General features: G+C 39.1%; 23 protein-coding genes and 2 tRNA genes. 24 read left to right on the forward strand and 1 reads right to left on the reverse strand.

The window, feature by feature from the left end; translation table 11 throughout:
* Positions 1-189: 189 nt before the first annotated feature.
* The 12 genes from BQ5341_RS05945 (at position 190) to BQ5341_RS06000 (ending at position 7,215) form a co-directional block, all read left to right on the forward strand.
* Positions 190-432, forward strand: coding sequence for a DUF1146 family protein (locus tag BQ5341_RS05945; RefSeq protein ID WP_071131121.1), 243 nt, complete (start codon positions 190-192; stop codon positions 430-432).
* Between the two features lie 105 nt (positions 433-537).
* Positions 538-1,833 carry a UDP-N-acetylglucosamine 1-carboxyvinyltransferase gene (murA, locus tag BQ5341_RS05950; protein WP_071131122.1) on the forward strand — a complete coding sequence of 432 codons (1,296 nt, stop codon included), beginning with the start codon at positions 538-540 and terminating at the stop codon, positions 1,831-1,833.
* Positions 1,834-1,842: 9 nt separating this feature from the next.
* Positions 1,843-2,025, forward strand: a complete 183-nt coding sequence (locus BQ5341_RS05955) for a DNA-directed RNA polymerase subunit beta (protein WP_071131123.1) — start codon at positions 1,843-1,845, stop codon at positions 2,023-2,025.
* Positions 2,026-2,382: 357 nt separating this feature from the next.
* Positions 2,383-3,042 carry a hypothetical protein gene (locus BQ5341_RS05960; protein ID WP_071131124.1) on the forward strand — a complete coding sequence of 220 codons (660 nt, stop codon included), beginning with the start codon at positions 2,383-2,385 and terminating at the stop codon, positions 3,040-3,042.
* A gap of 323 nt (positions 3,043-3,365) precedes the next feature.
* Positions 3,366-4,112 carry a 3D domain-containing protein gene (locus BQ5341_RS10735; RefSeq protein ID WP_328585389.1) on the forward strand — a complete coding sequence of 249 codons (747 nt, stop codon included), beginning with the start codon at positions 3,366-3,368 and terminating at the stop codon, positions 4,110-4,112.
* An 84-nt stretch (positions 4,113-4,196) separates the two neighbouring features.
* A complete protein-coding gene (yidD, locus tag BQ5341_RS05970) occupies positions 4,197-4,472 on the forward strand; it encodes a membrane protein insertion efficiency factor YidD (RefSeq protein ID WP_071131125.1) in 276 nt (91 codons plus the stop codon).
* Between the two features lie 106 nt (positions 4,473-4,578).
* Positions 4,579-5,472: an ROK family protein gene (locus BQ5341_RS05975; protein WP_071131126.1), complete on the forward strand. Its 894-nt coding sequence runs from the start codon at positions 4,579-4,581 to the stop codon at positions 5,470-5,472.
* Entirely contained in the window at positions 5,465-5,695 is a 231-nt protein-coding gene (locus tag BQ5341_RS05980) for a DUF2969 family protein (RefSeq protein WP_071131127.1), read from the forward strand. Before BQ5341_RS05975 ends, BQ5341_RS05980 begins: the two co-directional genes overlap by 8 nt.
* Positions 5,696-5,788: 93 nt before the next feature.
* Positions 5,789-5,872: transfer RNA gene (locus BQ5341_RS05985), tRNA-Tyr, on the forward strand.
* 1 nt (position 5,873) lies between these two features.
* A tRNA-Gln gene (locus BQ5341_RS05990) sits at positions 5,874-5,945 on the forward strand.
* A 248-nt stretch (positions 5,946-6,193) separates the two neighbouring features.
* Positions 6,194-6,385, forward strand: a complete 192-nt coding sequence (locus BQ5341_RS05995) for a CsbD family protein (protein WP_071131128.1) — start codon at positions 6,194-6,196, stop codon at positions 6,383-6,385.
* A gap of 122 nt (positions 6,386-6,507) precedes the next feature.
* Positions 6,508-7,215, forward strand: coding sequence for a GntR family transcriptional regulator (locus BQ5341_RS06000; RefSeq protein ID WP_071131129.1), 708 nt, complete (start codon positions 6,508-6,510; stop codon positions 7,213-7,215).
* Here BQ5341_RS06000 and BQ5341_RS06005 read toward each other — a convergent pair.
* Positions 7,200-7,856, reverse strand: a complete 657-nt coding sequence (locus BQ5341_RS06005; RefSeq protein ID WP_071131130.1) for a YigZ family protein — start codon at positions 7,854-7,856, stop codon at positions 7,200-7,202. The two genes, BQ5341_RS06000 and BQ5341_RS06005, sit on opposite strands and share 16 nt — an antisense overlap.
* 141 nt (positions 7,857-7,997) lie before the next feature.
* On the opposite strand from BQ5341_RS06005, the gene BQ5341_RS06010 reads away from it, so the two are divergent.
* From BQ5341_RS06010 to pstB, 12 genes are all read left to right on the forward strand, one after another.
* Positions 7,998-8,315 (forward strand): PTS sugar transporter subunit IIB, encoded by a 318-nt coding sequence (locus BQ5341_RS06010; protein ID WP_071131131.1) that lies wholly within the window; start codon positions 7,998-8,000, stop codon positions 8,313-8,315.
* A 125-nt stretch (positions 8,316-8,440) separates the two neighbouring features.
* Entirely contained in the window at positions 8,441-9,760 is a 1,320-nt protein-coding gene (locus BQ5341_RS06015) for an ATP-dependent helicase ComFA (RefSeq protein ID WP_071131132.1), read from the forward strand.
* A gap of 250 nt (positions 9,761-10,010) precedes the next feature.
* Positions 10,011-10,424, forward strand: coding sequence for a ComF family protein (locus tag BQ5341_RS10495; RefSeq protein WP_158661749.1), 414 nt, complete (start codon positions 10,011-10,013; stop codon positions 10,422-10,424).
* A gap of 135 nt (positions 10,425-10,559) precedes the next feature.
* Positions 10,560-11,093 (forward strand): ribosome hibernation-promoting factor, HPF/YfiA family, encoded by a 534-nt coding sequence (hpf, locus tag BQ5341_RS06025; RefSeq protein ID WP_071131134.1) that lies wholly within the window; start codon positions 10,560-10,562, stop codon positions 11,091-11,093.
* A gap of 187 nt (positions 11,094-11,280) precedes the next feature.
* Positions 11,281-13,800 carry a preprotein translocase subunit SecA gene (gene secA / locus BQ5341_RS06030; RefSeq protein WP_071131135.1) on the forward strand — a complete coding sequence of 840 codons (2,520 nt, stop codon included), beginning with the start codon at positions 11,281-11,283 and terminating at the stop codon, positions 13,798-13,800.
* A gap of 332 nt (positions 13,801-14,132) precedes the next feature.
* A protein-coding gene (prfB, locus tag BQ5341_RS06035) for a peptide chain release factor 2 (protein ID WP_106396178.1) occupies positions 14,133-15,240 on the forward strand; the annotation gives its coding sequence in 2 pieces (ribosomal slippage) (positions 14,133-14,204 and positions 14,206-15,240; 1,107 coding nt in all).
* 109 nt (positions 15,241-15,349) lie between these two features.
* Entirely contained in the window at positions 15,350-16,036 is a 687-nt protein-coding gene (gene ftsE / locus BQ5341_RS06040; RefSeq protein ID WP_071131136.1) for a cell division ATP-binding protein FtsE, read from the forward strand.
* Positions 16,029-16,913: a permease-like cell division protein FtsX gene (gene ftsX / locus BQ5341_RS06045; RefSeq protein ID WP_071131137.1), complete on the forward strand. Its 885-nt coding sequence runs from the start codon at positions 16,029-16,031 to the stop codon at positions 16,911-16,913. The genes ftsE and ftsX overlap by 8 nt, the downstream gene beginning before the upstream one ends.
* A gap of 220 nt (positions 16,914-17,133) precedes the next feature.
* Entirely contained in the window at positions 17,134-17,988 is an 855-nt protein-coding gene (locus BQ5341_RS06050) for a phosphate ABC transporter substrate-binding protein PstS (RefSeq protein WP_071131889.1), read from the forward strand.
* 82 nt (positions 17,989-18,070) lie between these two features.
* Complete coding sequence (gene pstC / locus BQ5341_RS06055; RefSeq protein WP_071131890.1) at positions 18,071-18,940, forward strand: phosphate ABC transporter permease subunit PstC; 870 nt, start codon at positions 18,071-18,073, stop codon at positions 18,938-18,940.
* Positions 18,937-19,821: a phosphate ABC transporter permease PstA gene (pstA, locus tag BQ5341_RS06060; protein WP_071131138.1), complete on the forward strand. Its 885-nt coding sequence runs from the start codon at positions 18,937-18,939 to the stop codon at positions 19,819-19,821. Before pstC ends, pstA begins: the two co-directional genes overlap by 4 nt.
* A 9-nt stretch (positions 19,822-19,830) precedes the next feature.
* Positions 19,831-20,631, forward strand: a complete 801-nt coding sequence (gene pstB, locus BQ5341_RS06065) for a phosphate ABC transporter ATP-binding protein PstB (protein ID WP_071131139.1) — start codon at positions 19,831-19,833, stop codon at positions 20,629-20,631.
* Positions 20,632-20,639: the final 8 nt, after the last annotated feature.

Genomic DNA, 20,639 nt, shown 5'->3' on the forward strand with positions numbered 1-20,639 from the left:
TCATCTTTTCCAATCAAAATCGTTGTTTTTATGGATTTTTCCTTAAAAACAACGATTTTTTTTAGAATGATTTTTAGCTATTTTGTTGCCATTTGTAAAGCTACTTTTTAAATCGCAACGAATTTCGGTTGGTTTTCCCGCTATTTTATGGTATGCTAATTCAGTCTTTAAAAATCAGGAGGATGAACGATGAATAGTTTCGGCGTAGATGCAATTGTGCGGATTGTCTGTCACTTTGCTTTTATCTACTTAACGTTTTGGTCGTTACAGGCCTTGCGCATTGATCAATTTTTCAAAAAAAATAATCAACCGCAAATTCGCATGTTCCTCGTTTTAATATCAATAGGAATTGGCTATTTAGCCTCAACTTTTTTCTTAGAAATTTTAGCATTGTTTCGCAATCTTTTTGCAAGCGCGCAAAATTTATTTTAGAAAATTGTTTACTCATTTTCAAAAAATGACCGAAAAATAAAAATGAATGAACTTACTTTAAAAATACAGTAAGCTAAACTTTTCTTGAGTTGCTGGAGGGAAATTATGGAACAAATTGTTGTTCGTGGTGGAAAAAAATTAAAAGGTACCGTTGCAATAGAAGGTGCTAAAAATGCTGTACTGCCGATTTTAGCTGCTGGCTTGTTAGCAGATCAAGGCGTTAGTAAATTTTCAAATATTCCAATCTTGTCTGACGTTTTTACGATGAATGAAGTGATTCGACATTTAAATGTGGATTTGCAATTTGATGAAGAAAATAAAGAAATTACTTTTGATGCCACGCATCCGTTAAATTTTGAAGCGCCTTATGAATTTGTTAGTCAAATGCGGGCTTCGATTGTTGTGATGGGGCCTCTTTTGGCGCGTAATGGCCATGCTCGGGTAGCTATGCCTGGTGGATGCGCGATTGGCAAGCGGCCAATTGATTTACATTTAAAAGGATTCCGGGCGTTAGGTGCGACGATTAAGCAAACTAACGGCTATATTGAAGCATATGCGACCCAATTGAAGGGCAGCCGGATTTATTTGGACTTTCCTAGTGTGGGCGCTACACAAAATATTATGATGGCTGCTGTAAAAGCAGTCGGTACGACAATTATTGAAAATGTCGCTCGCGAACCGGAAATTGTTGATTTAGCGAACGTGTTAAATAAAATGGGCGCGCGAGTTTATGGCGCCGGGACTGAAACAATGCGGATTGAAGGTGTGACAGAGATGCACGCCGTTGAACACGCTATTGTCCAAGATCGGATTGAAGCTGGTACATTTATGGTAGCCGCCGCTATGACTCAAGGCGACGTGTTAATTGAAGATGCTATTTCTGAACACAATCGTCCATTGATTTCAAAATTACGGGAAATGGGTGCTGAGATCACTCAAGAAGAAGAGGGTTTGCGAGTTATCGGACCTGTAGAAATTAAAGCGACCGATATTAAAACCATGCCTCACCCAGGATTTCCAACAGATATGCAAGCGCAAATGACAGCCATTCAATTAGTTGCTTCTGGAACTTCCGTCGTAACAGAAACTGTCTTTGAAAATAGATTCCAACACTTAGAAGAAATGCGCCGGATGAATGCCGAAATTAAAATTGAAAATAATACCGCCATGATTTACGGACCTACTAAGTTACAAGGCGCCCAAGTGGAAGCTACGGATTTGCGGGCAGCAGCGGCTCTTGTTTTGGCCGGACTTAGAGCAGAAGGCATTACGCGGGTTACTAATTTACAATTTTTGGATCGAGGGTATTATCATTTCACGGAAAAATTACAACAACTGGGCGCTGACGTTGAAAGAATTAATGCAACGACAGAGTCAACAGCAGTGGGTGCTTTAGCATAGAGGTGAGCCATGAGTTCAGATAATGTTCGCTACATTTTAGTCACTATTATAAAAGTTTTATTGCTTTTGGTGGGCATGCTCCTTTTTTTCTTAGTCGGAGCGGCATTAGGTTACGGTGTCTTTGGCGACCAACAGGCAATGGATGTTTTTGACGGTGCTGTTTGGCAACATATTTTTAGCTTTTTACAATAAAATGAGAACAAATAAAAATCCCTGGACAGAAATCTTTATTTTTGTCCGGGGATTTTTGTCTTATTTGTTACCTCGTTGTTAAATAAGAGCTGAATAACTGGTAAAAATGGTCAAATATTACAAGAAATTGTCAAAAAATCCAGCAAAAAAGATTAAATTTGACATTATTTTCAAGAAACGTTGTTAAAACAGTGAAGTAAGCGACTAAAAAAAACATCCTTTTAATTTTACAAAATGTTTACAAAACGGTCTGGATTAGATTTTCCTGTCACATAGCTTTAAAGAGTTAGTAATCTACTGCCTCCTCCTTTCTGTTAATCTTTAATTAAGTTATTTCTAGGGAGGAAATTTTACACGATGCGAAAAAATATAATACCATTTGCCATGCTGGGAGCTTTGATGGCTGTTGGTAATACATTAAATGTTTATGCTGAACCACTTCAAAATGAAGCTAATACAACTATTCAAGTAGTTGAAACAAAAGCGAGTGCTACTACTTTAGGTGTGAGCTTAGTTGACTCAGTGAGCCAATCAAAAGCGTTTGTTACTTTAAAAGAAGATGTAGCTGAAAAAGAACGAATTGCCCAAGAGAAAGCAGAAGCTGAGAAAAAAGCCGCCGAAGAAAAAGCAGCAGCAGAACAAGCAGCAGCAGAACAAGCGGCAGCTGCAGCTAAAGCACAAGCAGAAAAAGAAGCAGCAGCCGCGGTTGAAGCAGCACGTTTGGCAGCGAGCCAAAGCAGTCAAAGTATGTCATTGAGCACCTTTTTAAGTACTGGTGTTGTTAACTCCGGTGGCTACAAATTTACTTATTATTCACAATCTGTTTTACCTGGTGGAGGCTTAAGTATCCCCGGGCGCCACGTGAATAGTAATGGATATGTATGTGACGGAGATGGTTATATTGTTGCTGCTAGTTCTTTACCAAAAGGAACTATAATTGCAACGCCTTTTGGCAATTCGGCTAAAGTTTACGATCGAGGTACAGTAGGCAACCACATTGATATTTATATCCGTTAATTTAAAAGACAAACCACGTTAGATTGTGGTTTGTCTTTTTTGTTACATAGCTGTAAATTATGGCGAGTTTTTCCGGATTTTTCCGAGAAATATTTCAACAGAGAAATTTTGCGATTTAAATTTGAAAATAAAAAAACGATAAATATTTATGTAATGCTGTTAAAACGGGGGAATTAATCAATTAAATAACACGATTATTTTTTAAAACGTATGTTACAAAAAATGAATTTCGCTCATTTGTGTTACAAAGCTTTAAATAAACTGCAACCTTCTGCCCGGTTTTCTTTGTTAGGATATGAAAGTACTGAAAGGGAGGATTCTATTTGAAAAAAAATTTAATTGCCATTGCAATGACAGTTTCATTATTTGTTTTTGGACATGTCATCCCGGCTTATGCAGACACCTTGCAAAATGAACCATTACATACTGTCCAAGTGGAAAGTGCTGAAATTCTGGGAGAGAATTTATTAAGTGCTATTGCCAAATCAAAGGCCGTGGATACATTAGAAGCGGATCTTGAAACGAAAGCTGCCGAAAAAGCTGCCGCTGAAAAAGCCGCTGCCGAAAAAGCCGCTGCTGAAAAAGCCGCTGCTGAAAAAGTCGCCGCCGAGAAAGCCGCTGCTGAAAAAGCCGCTGCTGAAAAAGCTGCTGCCGAAAAAGCTGCTGCTGAAAAAGCCGCTGCACAAGAAGCTGCCGCCGAGAAAGCTGCCGCTGAAGAAGCTGCTGCCCAAGAAGCTGCCGCCCAAGAAGCTGCTGCACAAGAAGCGTCCGCACCATCTGGAAGAACTTTGGTGATGGAATCAACTGCTTATTCTTATGCAGAAGGAGCAATTGGTGGAGGAACAGTGACCGCTTTGGGACAAGATTTAACTCAAAATCCAATGGCTGTAGCGGTGGATCCTAATGTGATTCCGCTGGGAACTTTATTATATGTCGAAGGTTATGGACAAGCCGTAGCCAGTGATACAGGTGGTGCAATCAAAGGAAATATTATTGATGTCCACTTTGCTGATCCAAGTCTTCTTGACTCTTGGGGTCGACGGACGGTAACAGTAACTATCTTAAGCTAAATTTAAACACAAGCCAATTCAGATTCATGAATTGACTTGTGTTTTTTGGTATACTAAAGGCAGTTTGAAAAAGAAGGAAAATAGATGAAAAAGATAATTGTTACACTCGTTCACGGTTACCAACGTTTTATTTCGCCAGCGATTCCTAGTCGCTGTCGTTATTATCCTACCTGTTCGCATTATATGGAAGATGCCGTTTTGACCCATGGCGCTTTTAAAGGATTTTTAATGGGAAGTGCGCGGATTTTGCGGTGCCATCCTTTTGTTCCAGGGGGGATTGACTATGTTCCGTTGAAATTTTCGCTAAGACGTAATCTTGATGAAACCTATCATGGACCGTATACGTATCGCCGGAAATAAATTGCTGAAGGTAAATTTTTCATTCAAATAAGTAAATTGATACTAGGTTTAAAGCGAATTCTACGGTACAATAAAGAAAAATATATGGACAATCGAGGGGATTTTTATGCTATTGGTTTTTGACTTAGGGGGATCGGCAGTAAAATTTGGTTTGTGGGACGGAGAAAAGTTAAGTCAGCAAAGTGAATTTAAAACGCCAACAACTTACGATGGTTTGAAAAAAGAAATGTTAAAAGTTAAGGAACAATTTAAAGATTATGGTTTGCAAGGTATTTCCCTAGCAGCGCCTGGCGTGGTGGATGTGGAAAAACAAATGATTCGGGGGATTTCAGCTATTCCTTATATTCATTTTTTCAATATTTTTGAAGATTTAACCCAGACATTTGGCTTGCCAGTTAAAATCGAAAATGATGCCAATTGCGCCGGACTTGCAGAAGTCTATCAAGGCGTTGCTAAAGGTAAAAAAGATGTTCTTTTTGTCGTAGTAGGCACCGGTGTCGGTGGCGCAGTTTTTAATCAAGGGCAATTGTTAAAAGGCGCGCATTTATATGGTGGCGAATTTGGCTTAATGATTTTAGATCAAGGATTTACTTTTTCAGAATTAGGGACGGCTGTGCGCATGGGCTGGCGTTATTGTGACGCAAAAAATGTTTCACACGATCGTTTCACAGGAAAACAAGTCTTTGATTTAGCCGAAGCTGGCGACAAGTTGGCACAAGTTGAAGTCGAAAAATTTTATAATTATTTGGCTCAAGGACTTTTCAGTTTACAATTCACTTTGGATCCAGAAGTTTTAGTGTTGGGCGGCGGGATTTCAGCCAAACCAGGATTAATTGCTGAATTGAATAAACGGGTGAAAGCTTTATGCATTGAAAAAGAATTAACCGATATTACCCCGGAAATTGTCGCTTGCCAATACCGCAATGACGCTAATTTAATTGGGGCAGCGATGAATTTTTCCATCGCTAATAATTTTGAATGGGAGATGCCACATGAGTAAAAAAAATCCACAAGTTGAAGTAAAAGCCAATACGATTACTGAAAAAATTGATGGCCTAGATCAAGAAGTGACAGAGTTAACGATTGGGAAAAAAAGTATTGGGAAAATTATTCCAGTGGAGAAAGGTTTTACCGTTCAATTTCCTAATGCGCAAAGTATTTTTGTCAAAACAGAAGATGAAGGATTTGAAGCTTTGATTCGCAGTTGGAATTTACAAGATTAATTTTCTGAGAAAAAATAAAAAAAATCTTTTAAAAGACTTGAAAACTTTTTTGAAATTCGGTATATTTATAAAGTCGAGTCTGACTCGACTCTTGGAAGAATAGCGAAGTGGCTAAACGCGGCGGACTGTAAATCCGCTCCTTCGGGTTCAGTGGTTCGAATCCACTTTCTTCCACCATTGGGGTATAGCCAAGCGGTAAGGCAAGGGACTTTGACTCCCTCATGCGTTGGTTCGAATCCAGCTACCCCAGTCATGATTAAGATAAAATATTATTTTAAAAAAAAGCAGCCCATGGGTTGCTTTTTTTGTTGGCTCTTAAAACAAAACGATTAGAAAAGAATAATTGTTGAAGCGTTGTTATTTTTGTAAGGAGCAGATTTTCTTTTGAGGAATGTTGAATTCTAGCCGTTTTTCGGCAGTTGAAATCATATCGTTGGTTAAAGATCGTAGTCGATGTTACGCTATTTATATAATAAAAAATAAAGGAGCGGATTATTTATGGTAAACGAGGATAAAATCAAAGGTAAATTGAACGAGCTTAAAGGGAAAGTAACGAACGATGCATCAGAAGAATTAAAAGGGAAAGTACAACAAAAAGTTGGCGATGCAAAAGAAGATGCCGATAAGAAAAAAGATGAAGCCGCAAAAAAAGCAAACGATTATCTAGATCGAAACGATAACAACTTATAAAAAAGAGTGGCCCTCAAGAAATTTGAGTGGCCACTTTTTTTTGATTGCGTTAACGCTTGAACTTTCTAAATTTATCGTGTAAATTAAGGTAGACCAATAATTTTTTTGAGGAGGCCGGCAAAGTGGCTAAAGGAGCAGTTCCAGTATATATCAAAATTCACGATCAGCTTAAAAATGAAATTGAAAAAGGTCTTTGGCAAGTAGGCGATCGTCTGCCCGCAGAACGAGAGCTTGCGGTGCGCTTTAAAGTATCGCGGATGACCTTGCGCCAAGCGATTCAAACTTTGGCTGATGAAGGAATTCTAGAGCGAAAAGTCGGTTCTGGGACTTTTGTCGCCTCAGAAAAAGTCCAAGAAAAAATGACTGGTACCACAAGTTTCACTGAAATTATGTTGTCGCAAAATAAAAAGCCGTCCTCTAAGACGATTGCTTATTATTTGACGAAACCTTCCAGCTCAGAAATGGAGCGACTCCAACTGACTGACGAGTCGAACATTATTCGCATGGAACGGATTCGTTATGCCGATGGAGTGCCGATTTGTTTCGAAGTGGCCGCCATTCCAGCTGATTTGGTGAAAGATTTTAGTAAAAGTGAAGTCACCAATTCTTTTTACCAAAGTTTAGCCAATCATGGATTTACAGTGGGGCATGCGGAACAAACCATTTCAGCGATTACGGCAGCTGAACAAATCGCCGACTACTTAGATATGAAACGTGGCGAAGCTATTTTACGGTTGCGACAAATTTCTTATTTTGAAAATGGTCGACCATTTGAGTATGTGCGGACACAATACGCTGGTGGACGGTTTGAATTTTATTTAGAAAAATAATCAAGTGGAAGGTCCCGTTCAAAATTTTGAGCAGGGCCTTTTTTAATTGTTACCGAACCTTGCAGCAAGTTGGTGAGTTCATTGGCAAATAATTCTTGTTCATTTTCTTTTACCATAATAGTTAAGGTGACGTCGGCTAAATATTGGGTATCTTGCAAATAAAATTCGAGATGCTGGTCAAGAAAATTCGTGACCGTCGCATGCTGACTATAAGAAATTGTTACAATTTGTGCGAAAAAAAGTTCTCTTATAACGAGAGTGGTGGTGGCCAAACTTTCTGAAATACTACCGGCGTAAGCGCGGATTAATCCGCCACTTCCTAGTTTTATACCACCAAAATATCTAGTAGTTACCGCTAAAATATTGGTGAGTTGTTTTTTTCTAAGAACTTCCAACATGGGAAGCCCCGCAGTACCACTAGGCTCGCCATCATCACTGGAGCGTTCCGTAACCGGAATCGTATTAATGATTACAGCCCAGCAAGAATGATTGGCTTTAAGATGATTTTTTTTAATTTCTGCCAAGTGTTCTTGCGCAGATTCGAGATTTTCTACCCGGATAAGTTGCGTGATAAAACGAGATTTTTTGATTATCATTTCATTAGTACTATTTTCTTTAATTGTAATAAATGGTGTCGGCATGATTTCCTCCAGTCATTGGCTCATTTTAAGTTGAAAGATGGTTAAAGTGTTGAAATGAAAATAATTTGTCAAGGGGAAATATTTGACACTGAAGCTGAGGGTTCTATAATTAAAGTAGAAATGAAAAGGAGAGGATTTATTATGGCAAAGAAAACAATTATGTTAGTTTGTTCAGCAGGGATGTCCACTAGTTTATTAGTAAGTAAAATGCAAAAAGCAGCAACTGCTGAAGATTACGATTCAGATATTTATGCAATTTCATCATCAGAATTTGAGGAACAAATGGAAAAACACCCAGCTGACGTTGTTTTATTAGGGCCACAAGTGCGCTTTTTAAAAGATGATTTCACCAAAAAATTGGCACCAAAAGGGGTTCCAGTTGATGTTATCAACATGGCCGACTATGGTTTAATGAATGGCGAAAAAGTTTTGGCACAAGCGAAAGGTTTAATGAAATAATACCTTGCACAGCTAAATTTTTCAAATGCGCAGTCGTGTTAGCTTACTTTAAATAATTTCTTAAGATTCCGTCTAGTTCAATAGGCGGAATTTTTTTTGCGTATTTTTTAGTAAGGAGGTTTTTTATGAAACGATTGCTAGGGCGAAGATTATTAACGGCAGAAATTTCTGATGAAGGATTAAAAAAGCTTGATCAATCAGTCCAAAAAATTCCCGGACTAATCATCGAAGGAAAAATTGCTATTTGTCAGCGTTGTGGATCACAATTTTCCAGCACACTATTTACTTTAGCTGATGGACGGATTTATTGTCCTTATTGTGTGAATTTAGGGCGAGTGACGCAAGGGGATTTTTTGTGGCAACTGCCAAGAGAAAAATATCTCCTCCAATCGGTTCAACCACATTATCCGCATCCCTTAACAAAAGCACAAGCGAAAGTCAGCGAATGGCTACTTGGAAAAGAAAAACAGTCGCCCGCTTGTTTAGTTTGGGCCGTAACTGGCGCTGGAAAAACAGAGATGACTTTTGCATTAATCGCTAAAGTGCTAGCTTCAGGCGGGCAAGTGGCCTGGGCGTCGCCAAGAATTGATGTATGTTTAGAAATCGCCCCAAGATTGAAAAAAAGTTTTCCATCTGTCCCGCAAGTCGTCTTATACGGTCAAAGTCAGGAAAAATATCAAGGAGAAGCGCTAGTCGTTTGTACTACGCATCAATTGGTACGTTTTTACGGAAGTTTATCTTTGTTAATTATTGATGAAGTGGATGCTTTTCCTTTTGCCAATGATGATCTTTTGCAACGAGCGGCACTTACCGCGCTAAAAAAAGAAGGACGATTGGTCATGTTAACGGCCACGCCCACGAAAAATCAACTAAAAAAAATGAACACCGGGGATTTAGCTTATACGATTTTACCGGCTCGTTTTCATCAAAAATCATTAAGCGTGCCAACATTTTTTTGGTGTTGGCGCTGGTCCGAAAAATTATTAAAAAAAATTCCCGCAACAATTTGTCAGCTGCTAGCACAAGATTGCTGGTTGATTTTTTGCCCAGAAATTCTTTGGATGGAGAAATTTTTATTGTGTTTACAAAAATATTTCCCTGAAAAAAAGATTACATCTGTCCACGCCAAAGATCCTTTACGCCTAGAAAAGGTCTTACAAATCCGCGCCCAACAATTTGACCTGATTTTATGCACAACGATTTTGGAACGCGGGGTCACTTTGCCAGGGATTCAAGTATTAGTAATCGGAGCGGAAGAAAGAATTTATCAAAAAGAAGTCCTCGTCCAAATTGCAGGCCGTGTGGGAAGGAGCATAGACGAGCCCACCGGTACAGTTTGTTTTTTACACGGTGGGAAAAGTGCGGCGATGGTCGCGGCCAAACAAGAAATTATTCAGCTCAATCGAATGGCCCAAAAGGAAGGACTACTTAATGATTTGTTGTAATTGTCTAAAAGAGAGTCCTACGCAATTTGCTTTTTTTGAGCTGTTTACAATTCGCAATAAACCGCCGTTTCAGTTATGTTCAAGCTGCCAAAAAAAATTCACTGAAATTCCCCAACCAAGATGTCCTGGCTGTGCCCGCAGCCAAACAACAAAGGAAATTTGTTCTGATTGTTTAAAATGGCAGACTGTCTATAGCCAAAAAGTGCCTCATGAAGCTTTTTTTATGTATGATGCAGATTTTTCGGAGTGGATGGAGCAATTTAAATTTAAAGGGGCGTATCATTACCGCTTTGCTTTAACGGAAATGCTCGCTGGGAAAATCACGATTCCTAAAAACCATCTTTTAGTGCCGATTCCGCTCAGCCGTCAGCGTTACGAAAGTCGCGGATTTAATCAAGTAACTGCCGTATTGGAAAGTGCAAAATTTGCTTACACGCCACTCCTAAATAGAAAAGTAGATTTTACAGCCCAAAGTTTTCAAAAAAAGAAAGAACGGATGAATTTGCCACAAGTTTTTGAAGTGAATGAAAAATTTGCCAATAGCTCTCAAAAAATTATTTTAATTGATGATGTTTACACGACTGGCACCACCTTAGTTAGAGCCCAACAAGCTTGTGAAGGACAAAATTTAAAGGTTGTAAAAACCTTAAGTTTCGCCCGCTGAAAAATTAATTTGCCGATTTGATAGCGATTTACTTTCCAAATCAGTTCCCATTCGCTATAATTGAGTCAAGAAAGGAAAAATAAAGAGTGGTCCTTTATTTTTCCTTCGATTTGGTAAACGAAAGGGGAAATTGTTATGTTCAGATACAATGTCCGAGGCGAAAATATTGAAGTGACTCCAGCGATTCGTGAATATGCCGAAAAAAAAGTCGGTAAGTTGGAACGCTATTTTACTGATGTACCAGATGCAACTGCACATGTGAATTTAAAAGTTTATTCTGAAAAAACTGCTAAAGTGGAAGTTACGATTCCTTTGCCATATATTGTACTCCGTGCTGAAGAAACGTCACCTGATTTGTATGCAAGTATCGACCTTGTAGTGGATAAACTAGAACGACAAATCCGCAAATTCAAAACGAAGATCAATCGTAAATCTCGTGAAGGTGCTGATATTCCAGTACCAACAACTGAGGTGGAAGAAGAAGTCAATGAGTTAGATGTTGTGCGGACCAAACGCCTTTCTTTAAAACCAATGGATTCAGAAGAAGCCGTTTTACAAATGAATATGTTAGGCCATAGTTTCTTTATTTTCGAAGATTCCGAAACGAATGGAACAAGCATTGTTTATCGTCGTAAAGATGGTAAATACGGTTTAATCGAAACGAATTAATTAAAAAAAATTGAGGCAAGCTGTTCTTCTAGTCAGCCATTGACTAAAAGAACAGCTTGTTTTTAAGTTGGATCAAAAATTCAGCTTTATTTTTACATATAAAAATGCTAAACTTAAGCAGATAATGCTACCAGTCTAAAAATTTAGACCGGTCATTGATGAAATTCAGGATAGGAAGGATCATTCCATGGCGAACTTTTTAAAGAAAATAATTGAAAATGATAAAAAAGAACTAAAACGCCTCTCCAAAGTAGCAGACGAGGTGGAAACATTTGCTTCACAGATGGCCGATTTAACCGACGATCAATTACGAGAAAAAACAGAAGACTTCAAAAAACAAGTTGCTGAAGGTCGCGATCTCGACGATTTATTACCAGAAGCTTTTGCCGTTGTTCGTGAAGGAGCTAAGCGGGTTTTAGGCTTGTATCCATATCATGTGCAAATCATGGGTGGACAAGTGTTGCATAATGGCGATATCGCCGAAATGAAAACAGGTGAAGGTAAAACTTTAACCGCCACCATGCCAGTTTATTTAAATGCGCTATCCGGTCGCGGCGTGCACGTAGTTACCGTCAATGAATATTTGGCCACTCGGGATGCCGAAGAAATGGGCGAACTTTATCGTTTCTTAGGATTGACGGTGGGTCTGAATTTAAATGCCTTGTCTTCTGAAGAAAAGCGTGCCGCTTATGCTTGTGATATTACTTATTCTACTAATAATGAATTAGGATTTGACTATTTGCGGGACAATATGGTTGTTTACCGCAATCAAATGGTTCAACGTCCGCTAAATTTTGCCGTTGTGGATGAAGTCGATTCCATTTTAATTGATGAAGCGAGAACGCCATTGATTATTTCTGGTCAAGCTGAAAAATCCACTGCTTTTTATACAAGAGCCGATAATTTCATTAAACGGTTAAAAGAAGACGAAGATTATAAAATCGACGTCCAATCTAAAACAATTACTTTAACTGAAGAAGGTATTGATAAAGCCGAAGAAAATTTTGGCGTGCCGAATTTATACGATGTGGAAAATACTTCTTTAACGCATTATTTAGATCAAAGTTTGCGGGCTAATTATATTATGCTTAACGACATTGACTATGTGGTCCAAGAAGGTAAAGTGCTGATTGTCGATCAATTTACTGGTCGGATTATGGATGGCCGTCGTTATTCTGATGGGTTGCACCAAGCGATTGAAGCTAAAGAAGGCGTGGAAATCGAAGATGAAACCAAAACTATGGCGACAATTACTTTCCAGAACTATTTCCGGATGTATGCCAAACTTTCTGGGATGACCGGGACGGCAAAAACGGAAGAAGAAGAATTCCGGGAAATTTACAATATGCAAGTAATTCAAATTCCAACCAACCGTCCGATTGTGCGTGACGACCGTGCGGATTTATTGTATCCAAACTTGTCATCTAAATTTAAAGCTGTTGTTGAAGACATTAAAGCACGCCACCAAAAAGGGCAACCTCTTTTAGTCGGTACTGTTGCGGTTGAAACTTCAGAATTGCTCAGTGAAATGTTAAATCAAGAAAAAATTCCTCATGAAGTGTTGAATGCCAAAAATCACTTTAAAGAAGCCGAAATTATTATGAATGCCGGACAAAAAGGTGCGGTAACCATCGCTACGAACATGGCTGGTCGAGGAACCGATATTAAATTAGGTCTTGGCGTTAAAGAATTAGGCGGCTTGGCTGTTATTGGTACTGAACGCCATGAATCACGCCGGATTGATAACCAGTTGCGTGGTCGTGCCGGTCGTCAAGGTGACCCTGGGATTACCCAATTTTATTTATCTTTACAAGATGATTTGATGAAACGCTTTGGTTCTGAACGGGTAACGGCTTTTCTTGAACGGATGAATTTGGCAGAAGAAGATGCCATTATTCAATCTAGCATGATTTCAAAACAAGTTGAAGGCGCGCAAAAACGGGTCGAAGGGAATAACTACGACACGCGGAAAAATATTTTGCAATATGATGATGTGATTCGTGAACAACGGGAAATCATCTATGCTCAACGCCAACAAATTATTTTATCTGAAGAAGATTTGACGCCTATTTTAATGAATATGGTGAAACGGACCATCGAACGCTTAGTGGATTCCCACACCCTTTTGGATCCGAAAACTTGGAATTTACAAGCAATTGTTGATTTTGCTGGCAATGCCATTGTTCATGAAGATGATATTACGGTAGAAGATTTGAAAGACAAATCCGCCCAAGAAATTAAAGATGATTTATATGCCCGAGCTGAAAAAGTTTTGGCCGAAAAGAAAAAAGTTCTTAACTCCGATAAACAATTGTTGGAATTTGAAAAAGTAGTTATTTTGCGAGTTGTTGATAACAAATGGACCGATCATATTGATGCGATGGACCAACTGCGTCAATCCGTCAGCCTAAGAAGCTACGGACAAAATAATCCGTTGGTGGAATATCAAACAGAAGGTTACCAAATGTTTGAAGATATGATTGGTAATATCGAGTTTGAAGTGACGCGGTTATTTATGAAAGCTGAAATTCGCCAAAATGTTCAAAGAGAACAAGTGCCAGCGGGTCCTGCTAGACAAGAAGGTCAAGAAGAAGTCGTAGCCGCTCAAAAACCAGTGAAAAAAATGCCAATGGTCGGACGTAACGATCCATGCCCATGCGGCAGCGGCAAAAAATTCAAAAACTGCCACGGCAAAAATTTAGTATAAGGCTGTTTGGGGAGCGATGAACAACGTAGAGAATTAGGAAAATTTTTTATAAATCCTGATTTTGGATTTTAAAAATTTTATCTATTCTCCTAGTTGTTGCTCCCCAAACACCGTCAATAAGGTTGTTTTTGGAGCGGTTTGCGGTGTAGGAAAATAGGGGAATTGTTAAAATCCCGAATTTGGATTTTAAAACAAGGACATCTTTTTCCCTAACCGCAGCTCAAAAAACACCGTCAATAAGGTCGTTTTTGAAACAAAAATAATTACAGGGTGGCTGACACATTGTCACGTCACCCTGTTTTCTTTTTTTAAAAATAATATGAGGTGAGCAAATGGAAAATTTTGAAATAAAAAATCAATTAGCACAAATGCACGAAACAATCGAATCATTTAGGAGGTCTCTTTAACTTCGATCAATTGGAAGAAAGCATTGCTCTAAATGAAAATCAAATGACCGACCCTGATTTTTGGAACAATTCGCAACAAGCACAGCAATTAATCGACGAAACCAATATTTTAAAAAATAAATATGACTCCTTCCATAATTTTGCTACTGAAGAAGAAGAGTTAACGGTTCTTTTTGAAATGGTTCAAGAAGAAGCTGACGCTGAGTTGCAGCAAGAATTAGAAACTAGACTTTTGACACTCCATGAAAAATTGGCAGCTTTTGAATTGAATTTATTACTTAATACCCCCCATGATCATTTGAATGCCATTGTGGAACTACATCCGGGAGCTGGCGGAACGGAATCACAAGACTGGGGCTCGATGCTTTTGCGGATGTATATTCGCTGGGCGGAAGCACATAATTTTTCGGTAGAAACGTTAGATTATCAAGCAGGAGATGAGGCGGGCATAAAAAGTGTCACCTTGTTAATTAAAGGGTACAATGCGTATGGCTTTTTGAAATCAGAACGCGGCGTGCATCGTCTAGTGCGAATTTCTCCTTTTGATTCTAACGCTCGGCGCCACACATCATTTTGCTCGGTGGAAGTTTTGCCGGAATTAAATGATGCCATTGAAATTAATATTAACCCTGATGATTTGAAAATTGATACATACCGGGCTAGCGGTGCCGGTGGTCAGCATATTAATAAAACGGAATCGGCGGTGCGGATTACCCATTTACCAACAGGAACCGTGGCAGCAAGTCAAGCGCAACGTTCGCAATTAAAAAACCGCGAGCAAGCTATGTCGATGTTAAAAGCCAAATTATATCAATTGGAAGAAGAAAAAAAAGCTGCCGAACAAGCAGCCATGCGGGGCGATCAATTAGAAATTGGCTGGGGATCACAAATTCGTTCGTATGTTTTTCATCCTTATGCCATGGTAAAAGATCACCGAACCAATTATGAAACCGGCAATGTCCAAGCCGTGATGGATGGGGATTTAGACGGCTTTATTGATGCCTATTTAAAGTGGCAATTGGCCCAAGATTAAAAAATATTTTCAAATTGACATCTATTTGTAACGGTCTGTTGTCTGAGTGAAATAAAAAGATGCTATAATCACTAAGCATTAAGAAAATGTGGATAGAAAGGAATTTGCTATGATTGAAATGCAAGACGTCATGAAAAAATACGGGAATGGCACGACGGCGATTCGTAATATCACGGTAAAAATCGACCAAGGGGAATTCGTTTACGTGGTCGGACCATCCGGAGCTGGGAAATCAACCTTTATCAAATTAATGTATCGAGAAGAAAAAGCGACAAAAGGCCAACTAAATGTAGCGGGTTTTGATTTGATGAATATAAAAAATAGAGATATTCCATTATTACGTCGAGAAATCGGTGTTGTTTTCCAAGATTACAAATTACTGCCGAAAAAGACAATTTATGAAAATGTTGCCTATGCCATGCAAGTTATTGGACGCAAACCAAGAGATATTAAAAAACGCGTAATGGAAGTTTTAGATTTAGTCGGTTTGAAACATAAAGTCCGGGTTTTCCCAACTGAATTATCTGGTGGGGAACAACAACGGGTGGCTATTGCTCGGGCGATTGTCAACACACCGAAAGTTTTAATTGCCGATGAACCAACCGGGAACCTTGATCCGGAAAATTCTTGGGAAATTATGAAATTACTAGATAAGATTAATACTCAAGGAACGACAGTTGTAATGGCAACCCACAATGCGCAAATCGTAAATACGATTCGCCACCGGGTAATTGCTGTAGAAAATGGGCGAATCATTCGCGACCAAGTAGAGGGGGAATACGGCTACGATGTTTAGAACATTTTTTCGACATATTTGGGAAAGTTTCAAAAGTATCCGACGTAACGGCTGGATGAGTTTTGCCTCTATTTCGGCGGTGACCATTACTCTTTTATTAGTGGGCGCATTTTTGGCGATTATCTTAAATGTCACCAAATTAGCCGACGATATTGCTAACAATGTGAACGTAACTGTTTTTGTGGAAACAAAAACCGCTGAAACTGATGTTGAAGTCGTGGGAACGGAACTAGAAAAAATCAATCACGTAGAAAGTGTTGAATTTTCCAGTAAAGATGATCAATTAAAAAATCTAACGGAATCTTACGGCGATGCCTTTAATGTTTTCGACGGAGACACCAATCCTTTGCGAGATGCTTATATTGTCTCAGCCGATGAACCTGGAAATGTTAAAGAGGTCCAAGAAGCAGCCGAAGAAATTCCTAATGTGGAGCAAGCAGATTACGGCGGAGATTTTTCCGACCAAGTCTTTAATATTTCTTCTAGTGTGCAAAAATGGGGACTTATTGGGACGGTCATTTTGCTTGTGGTGGCGATTTTCTTAATTTCTAATACGATTCGAATTACGATTATGACGCGTAAAAGAGAAATTCAAATTATGCGTTTAGTTGGTGCCAAAAATGGTTATATTCGTTGGCCTTTCTTTCTTGAAGGTGCCTGGGTTGGCATTTTAGGAGCCGTTGTACCAGTTTTAGCGATGGTCTTTGGTTACGATAAAATTTTCACTTTATTTAATCGCGATTTGATGAAAACTGGTTATTCTTTAATGGCGCCAGGAGATCTTGTTCCGCAAGTCATTATTTTAATGGTCATTACCGGCGCGGTAATTGGTTCTTTAGGATCTGTTTTATCAATGCGTCGCTTCTTAAAAATTTAATTTATTTCAATCTGAAAATTTCAAAATTCCGGCAGCTCGCATTTAGTGGGTCGTCGGAATTTTTTTATTTTTCAAAGCGAGAAAACTAGTTTAAAAGATTGAAAATTTATCTGTGAAAATGAGAAATATTTAAGAGCTGTCTTTTTTGTCTTGCCAAATTATTAAAGAATCGGTACTCTTAATTGAGAAAGATGTTTTTCAAAAAAATTCGGAGGTTTATATGAAGAAAAAAATTTTTCTACCGATCCTTTTGAGTTTCTTTTTTTTAAGTGGTTGTGCCGCCTGGATTGATCGAGGCGAGGCGATTACCGCAGTGGGCTCTTCTGCCTTACAACCTTTAGTGGAAACTGTGGGGGAAGAATTTCAATCGGAAAATCCGGGGAAATTTATTAATGTTCAAGGGGGCGGATCAGGAACTGGTCTTTCTCAAGTGCAAACAGGTGCTGTGGAAATTGGCAATTCTGATTTATTTGCCGAAGAAAAAGACGGTGTGGACGCCAGTAAACTAGTGGACCATCAAGTCGCAGCAGTGGGGATTGCCCCAATTATTAATTCAGAAATTGGTATTGAAAATATTTCCATGAGTGATTTGAAAAAAATTTTTACCGGCGAAATTACTAACTGGTCAGATGTTGGCGGCGCTAATTTGCCGGTGGTGTTATTGAATCGGGCAGCAGGCTCCGGCTCGCGGGGGACTTTTGAAAAATGGGTCTTAGATGGTGCGAATGCCAAAACGAGCCAAGAACAAGATTCCACCGGGATGGTGCGACAAATTGTCACCGATACGCCAGGCGCCATTAGTTATGTGGCTTTTTCTTATATTACTGATGATGTGGTGCCTTTAAGTATTGATAACGTAGCACCAACAGATGAAAATGTCACCACCAACGCTTGGGTCATTTGGTCATATGAACATATGTATACTTTAGGCGAACCCTCTGAGTTAACGGCAGAATTTCTAGCTTTTGTTTTAAGTGATGAAATCCAAGAAAATATTGTCGGGGATTTAGGATATATTCCCATTTCTGCCATGAAAGTGGCCCGGGATTGGGAAGGTAATTTGATTACTGAATGAGTGGAGGAATACTTTGGAACATTTAACAGATGAGCAAATTCAAAAAAAGTTATTACAAAAATCTAAAAAAGCCAAACTGGAAATGCGCGGCAAGTTATTAAGTTTTAGTTGTATTGCCTTAATTGTTTTAGTTGTGGTGGCGATTTTTTATTTTGTTGCTTCCAAGGGTCTCGCAACTTTTTTTCAAGATGGCGTAAATCCTTTGAAATTTTTATTTGGTACTAATTGGAATCCTAGCCAGACAGATGCTTCCGGTCAAGTGGAAGTCGGTGCGCTGCCATTGATTTCCGGTTCATTTATTGTGACGATTTTAGCTGCCATTGTGGCCACGCCTTTTGCGTTAGGAGCGGCGATTTTTATGACTGAAATTTCGCCACAAGTTGGGAAAAAATTTCTTCAACCAGTCATTGAACTTTTAGTGGGGATTCCTTCTGTGGTGTATGGTTTTATCGGTTTAACGGTAATTGTTCCTGTAATTCGGCAAATTTTTGGCGGCACAGGTTTTGGGATTTTAGCAGGGACCTTTGTTTTATTTGTTATGATTTTGCCGACAGTAACTACTATGACCGTCGATGCGTTAAAAGCTGTGCCGCGTCATTATCGTGAGGCCTCACTAGCTTTAGGGGCGACTCGCTGGCAGACAATTTACAAAGTGGTTTTGCGTTCGGGAATTCCCGGTATTTTAACGGCGATTGTCTTTGGGATGGCCCGAGCTTTTGGTGAAGCACTAGCCATTCAAATGGTTATCGGAAATGCTGCTTTAATGCCAACAAGTTTAACAACACCAGCTGCAACCTTAACGAGTATTTTAACAATGGGAATTGGAAATACTATTATGGGCACGGTTCAAAATAATGTGCTCTGGTCATTAGCATTACTGCTCTTGTTGATGTCGCTCTTCTTTAATATTATTATTCGCCTGATTGGCAGAAAAGGGGCAAATCAAGGATGAAAGCAAAACGCGCAGATAAAATTGCTACAGGCATTTTGTACGTAGTTTCCGGTTTTATTGTTCTTATTTTAGTTGCTCTTTTAGGTTATATTTTAATTCGAGGCGTGCCTTATATTACGCCGGAGTTTCTAACCCAACCATCTAAAAGTTATCAAACAGGTGGAGGAATTGGGGTCCAACTGTTTAACTCTTTATTTTTACTGTTAGTAACGTTAATTATTTCAGTACCGATTTCTTTAGGCGCCGGTATTTATATGGCCGAATATGCTAAAAAAAATCGGTTGACGGCAATTATTCGATCCGCCATTGAAATTTTGAGTTCTTTGCCTTCTGTCGTGGTGGGGCTTTTTGGATTTTTAATTTTCGTTATTCAAATGGGTTACGGGTTTAGTATTTTGTCCGGGGCTTTAGCGTTAACCTTTTTCAATTTACCGATTTTAACGCGAAATATAGAAGAAAGTTTAAAAGCCATTCATTATACGCAGCGTGAGGCGGGCTTAGCACTAGGTTTGTCCCGCTACGAAACGGTAACAAAAATTATTGTGCCAGAAGCTTTGCCTGGAATTTTAACTGGGATTATTATTTCTGCCGGCCGAATTTTCGGTGAAGCGGCGGCTTTAATTTATACAGCGGGACAATCAGCACCGGCGCTAGATTTCAGTAATTGGAATCCATTAAGTGTTTCGTCGCCGATTTCCATTTTTCGACAAGCCGAAACATTAGCTGTTCACATTTGGAAAATAAATACAGAAGGTACGATGCCAGATGGAGCGGCGGTATCGGCTGGAGCTTCAGCCGTTTTAATTATTGTGGTGCTGATTTTCAACTTTGGCGCTCGATTTATCGGCAATCGTCTCTATAAAAAAATGACTTCAGCTTAAGGAGGGCGTATGGAAAAATATGATTTTAATGACCGCTTTATTTTAAATTTAGACACGCCTGAAGCTTTGCGAACCCATGATCTTCACGTTTGGTATGGGAATAATGAAGCAATTAAAGGCGTGGACTTGCAATTTGAAAAAAATAAAATTACTTCTTTAATTGGTGCTTCAGGTTCTGGTAAATCCACTTATTTGCGGAGTTTGAATCGGATGAACGATGGAATTAGCGGCACGAAAGTAACTGGAGAAATTATTTATAAAGAAGTGGATATTAACGCGCCGGCAGTCGATGTGTATGAAATGCGGAAACATATTGGCATGGTTTTTCAACGGCCAAATCCTTTTTCAAAATCTATTTATGAAAATATTACTTTTGCTCTAAAGCGCCATGGCATTAAAGATAAAAAACTTTTAGCAGAAATTGTTGAAACGACTTTAAAACAAGCGGCACTTTGGGATCAAGTGAAAGACAATTTACATCAATCGGCTTTAGCCTTATCCGGTGGCCAGCAACAACGGCTGTGCATCGCCCGAGCCATTGCCATGAAACCAGATATTTTACTATTAGATGAGCCAGCTTCCGCGTTAGATCCGATTTCTACTAGTAAAGTAGAAGAAACATTGGTCCAATTGAAAGAAGATTACACCGTTATTATCGTCACTCATAATATGCAACAAGCCGCGCGAATTAGTGATTACACCGCATTTTTTTATAGCGGTCAAGTGATTGAATATGATTTGACGGCAAATATTTTCACGCAGCCGCAAAAAAAAGCGACCAACGATTATGTTTCCGGGCATTTCGGTTAGGAGGACAG

The organism is Enterococcus timonensis, assembly GCF_900104595.1.
Lineage (GTDB): Bacteria > Bacillota > Bacilli > Lactobacillales > Enterococcaceae > Enterococcus_J > Enterococcus_J timonensis.

Excerpts from the sequence above, each read along its gene's own strand:
- BQ5341_RS10495 (WP_158661749.1), top strand. The coding sequence starts at position 10,011 with ATGGAGCAATTTAAATTTAAAGGGGCGTATCATTACCGCTTTGCTTTA.
- BQ5341_RS06010 (WP_071131131.1), top strand. The coding sequence starts at position 7,998 with ATGGCAAAGAAAACAATTATGTTAGTTTGTTCAGCAGGGATGTCCACT.
- pstB (WP_071131139.1), top strand. The coding sequence starts at position 19,831 with ATGGAAAAATATGATTTTAATGACCGCTTTATTTTAAATTTAGACACG.
- secA (WP_071131135.1), top strand. The coding sequence starts at position 11,281 with ATGGCGAACTTTTTAAAGAAAATAATTGAAAATGATAAAAAAGAACTA.
- pstC (WP_071131890.1), top strand. The coding sequence starts at position 18,071 with ATGCGCGGCAAGTTATTAAGTTTTAGTTGTATTGCCTTAATTGTTTTA.
- BQ5341_RS05955 (WP_071131123.1), top strand. The coding sequence starts at position 1,843 with ATGAGTTCAGATAATGTTCGCTACATTTTAGTCACTATTATAAAAGTT.
- ftsX (WP_071131137.1), top strand. The coding sequence starts at position 16,029 with ATGTTTAGAACATTTTTTCGACATATTTGGGAAAGTTTCAAAAGTATC.
- BQ5341_RS05995 (WP_071131128.1), top strand. The coding sequence starts at position 6,194 with ATGGTAAACGAGGATAAAATCAAAGGTAAATTGAACGAGCTTAAAGGG.
- hpf (WP_071131134.1), top strand. The coding sequence starts at position 10,560 with ATGTTCAGATACAATGTCCGAGGCGAAAATATTGAAGTGACTCCAGCG.
- BQ5341_RS06005 (WP_071131130.1), bottom strand. The coding sequence starts at position 7,856 with ATGCCGACACCATTTATTACAATTAAAGAAAATAGTACTAATGAAATG.
- pstA (WP_071131138.1), top strand. The coding sequence starts at position 18,937 with ATGAAAGCAAAACGCGCAGATAAAATTGCTACAGGCATTTTGTACGTA.
- BQ5341_RS06015 (WP_071131132.1), top strand. The coding sequence starts at position 8,441 with ATGAAACGATTGCTAGGGCGAAGATTATTAACGGCAGAAATTTCTGAT.
- BQ5341_RS05980 (WP_071131127.1), top strand. The coding sequence starts at position 5,465 with ATGAGTAAAAAAAATCCACAAGTTGAAGTAAAAGCCAATACGATTACT.
- ftsE (WP_071131136.1), top strand. The coding sequence starts at position 15,350 with ATGATTGAAATGCAAGACGTCATGAAAAAATACGGGAATGGCACGACG.
- BQ5341_RS05945 (WP_071131121.1), top strand. The coding sequence starts at position 190 with ATGAATAGTTTCGGCGTAGATGCAATTGTGCGGATTGTCTGTCACTTT.
- BQ5341_RS05960 (WP_071131124.1), top strand. The coding sequence starts at position 2,383 with ATGCGAAAAAATATAATACCATTTGCCATGCTGGGAGCTTTGATGGCT.
- BQ5341_RS06050 (WP_071131889.1), top strand. The coding sequence starts at position 17,134 with ATGAAGAAAAAAATTTTTCTACCGATCCTTTTGAGTTTCTTTTTTTTA.
- yidD (WP_071131125.1), top strand. The coding sequence starts at position 4,197 with ATGAAAAAGATAATTGTTACACTCGTTCACGGTTACCAACGTTTTATT.
- BQ5341_RS05975 (WP_071131126.1), top strand. The coding sequence starts at position 4,579 with ATGCTATTGGTTTTTGACTTAGGGGGATCGGCAGTAAAATTTGGTTTG.
- murA (WP_071131122.1), top strand. The coding sequence starts at position 538 with ATGGAACAAATTGTTGTTCGTGGTGGAAAAAAATTAAAAGGTACCGTT.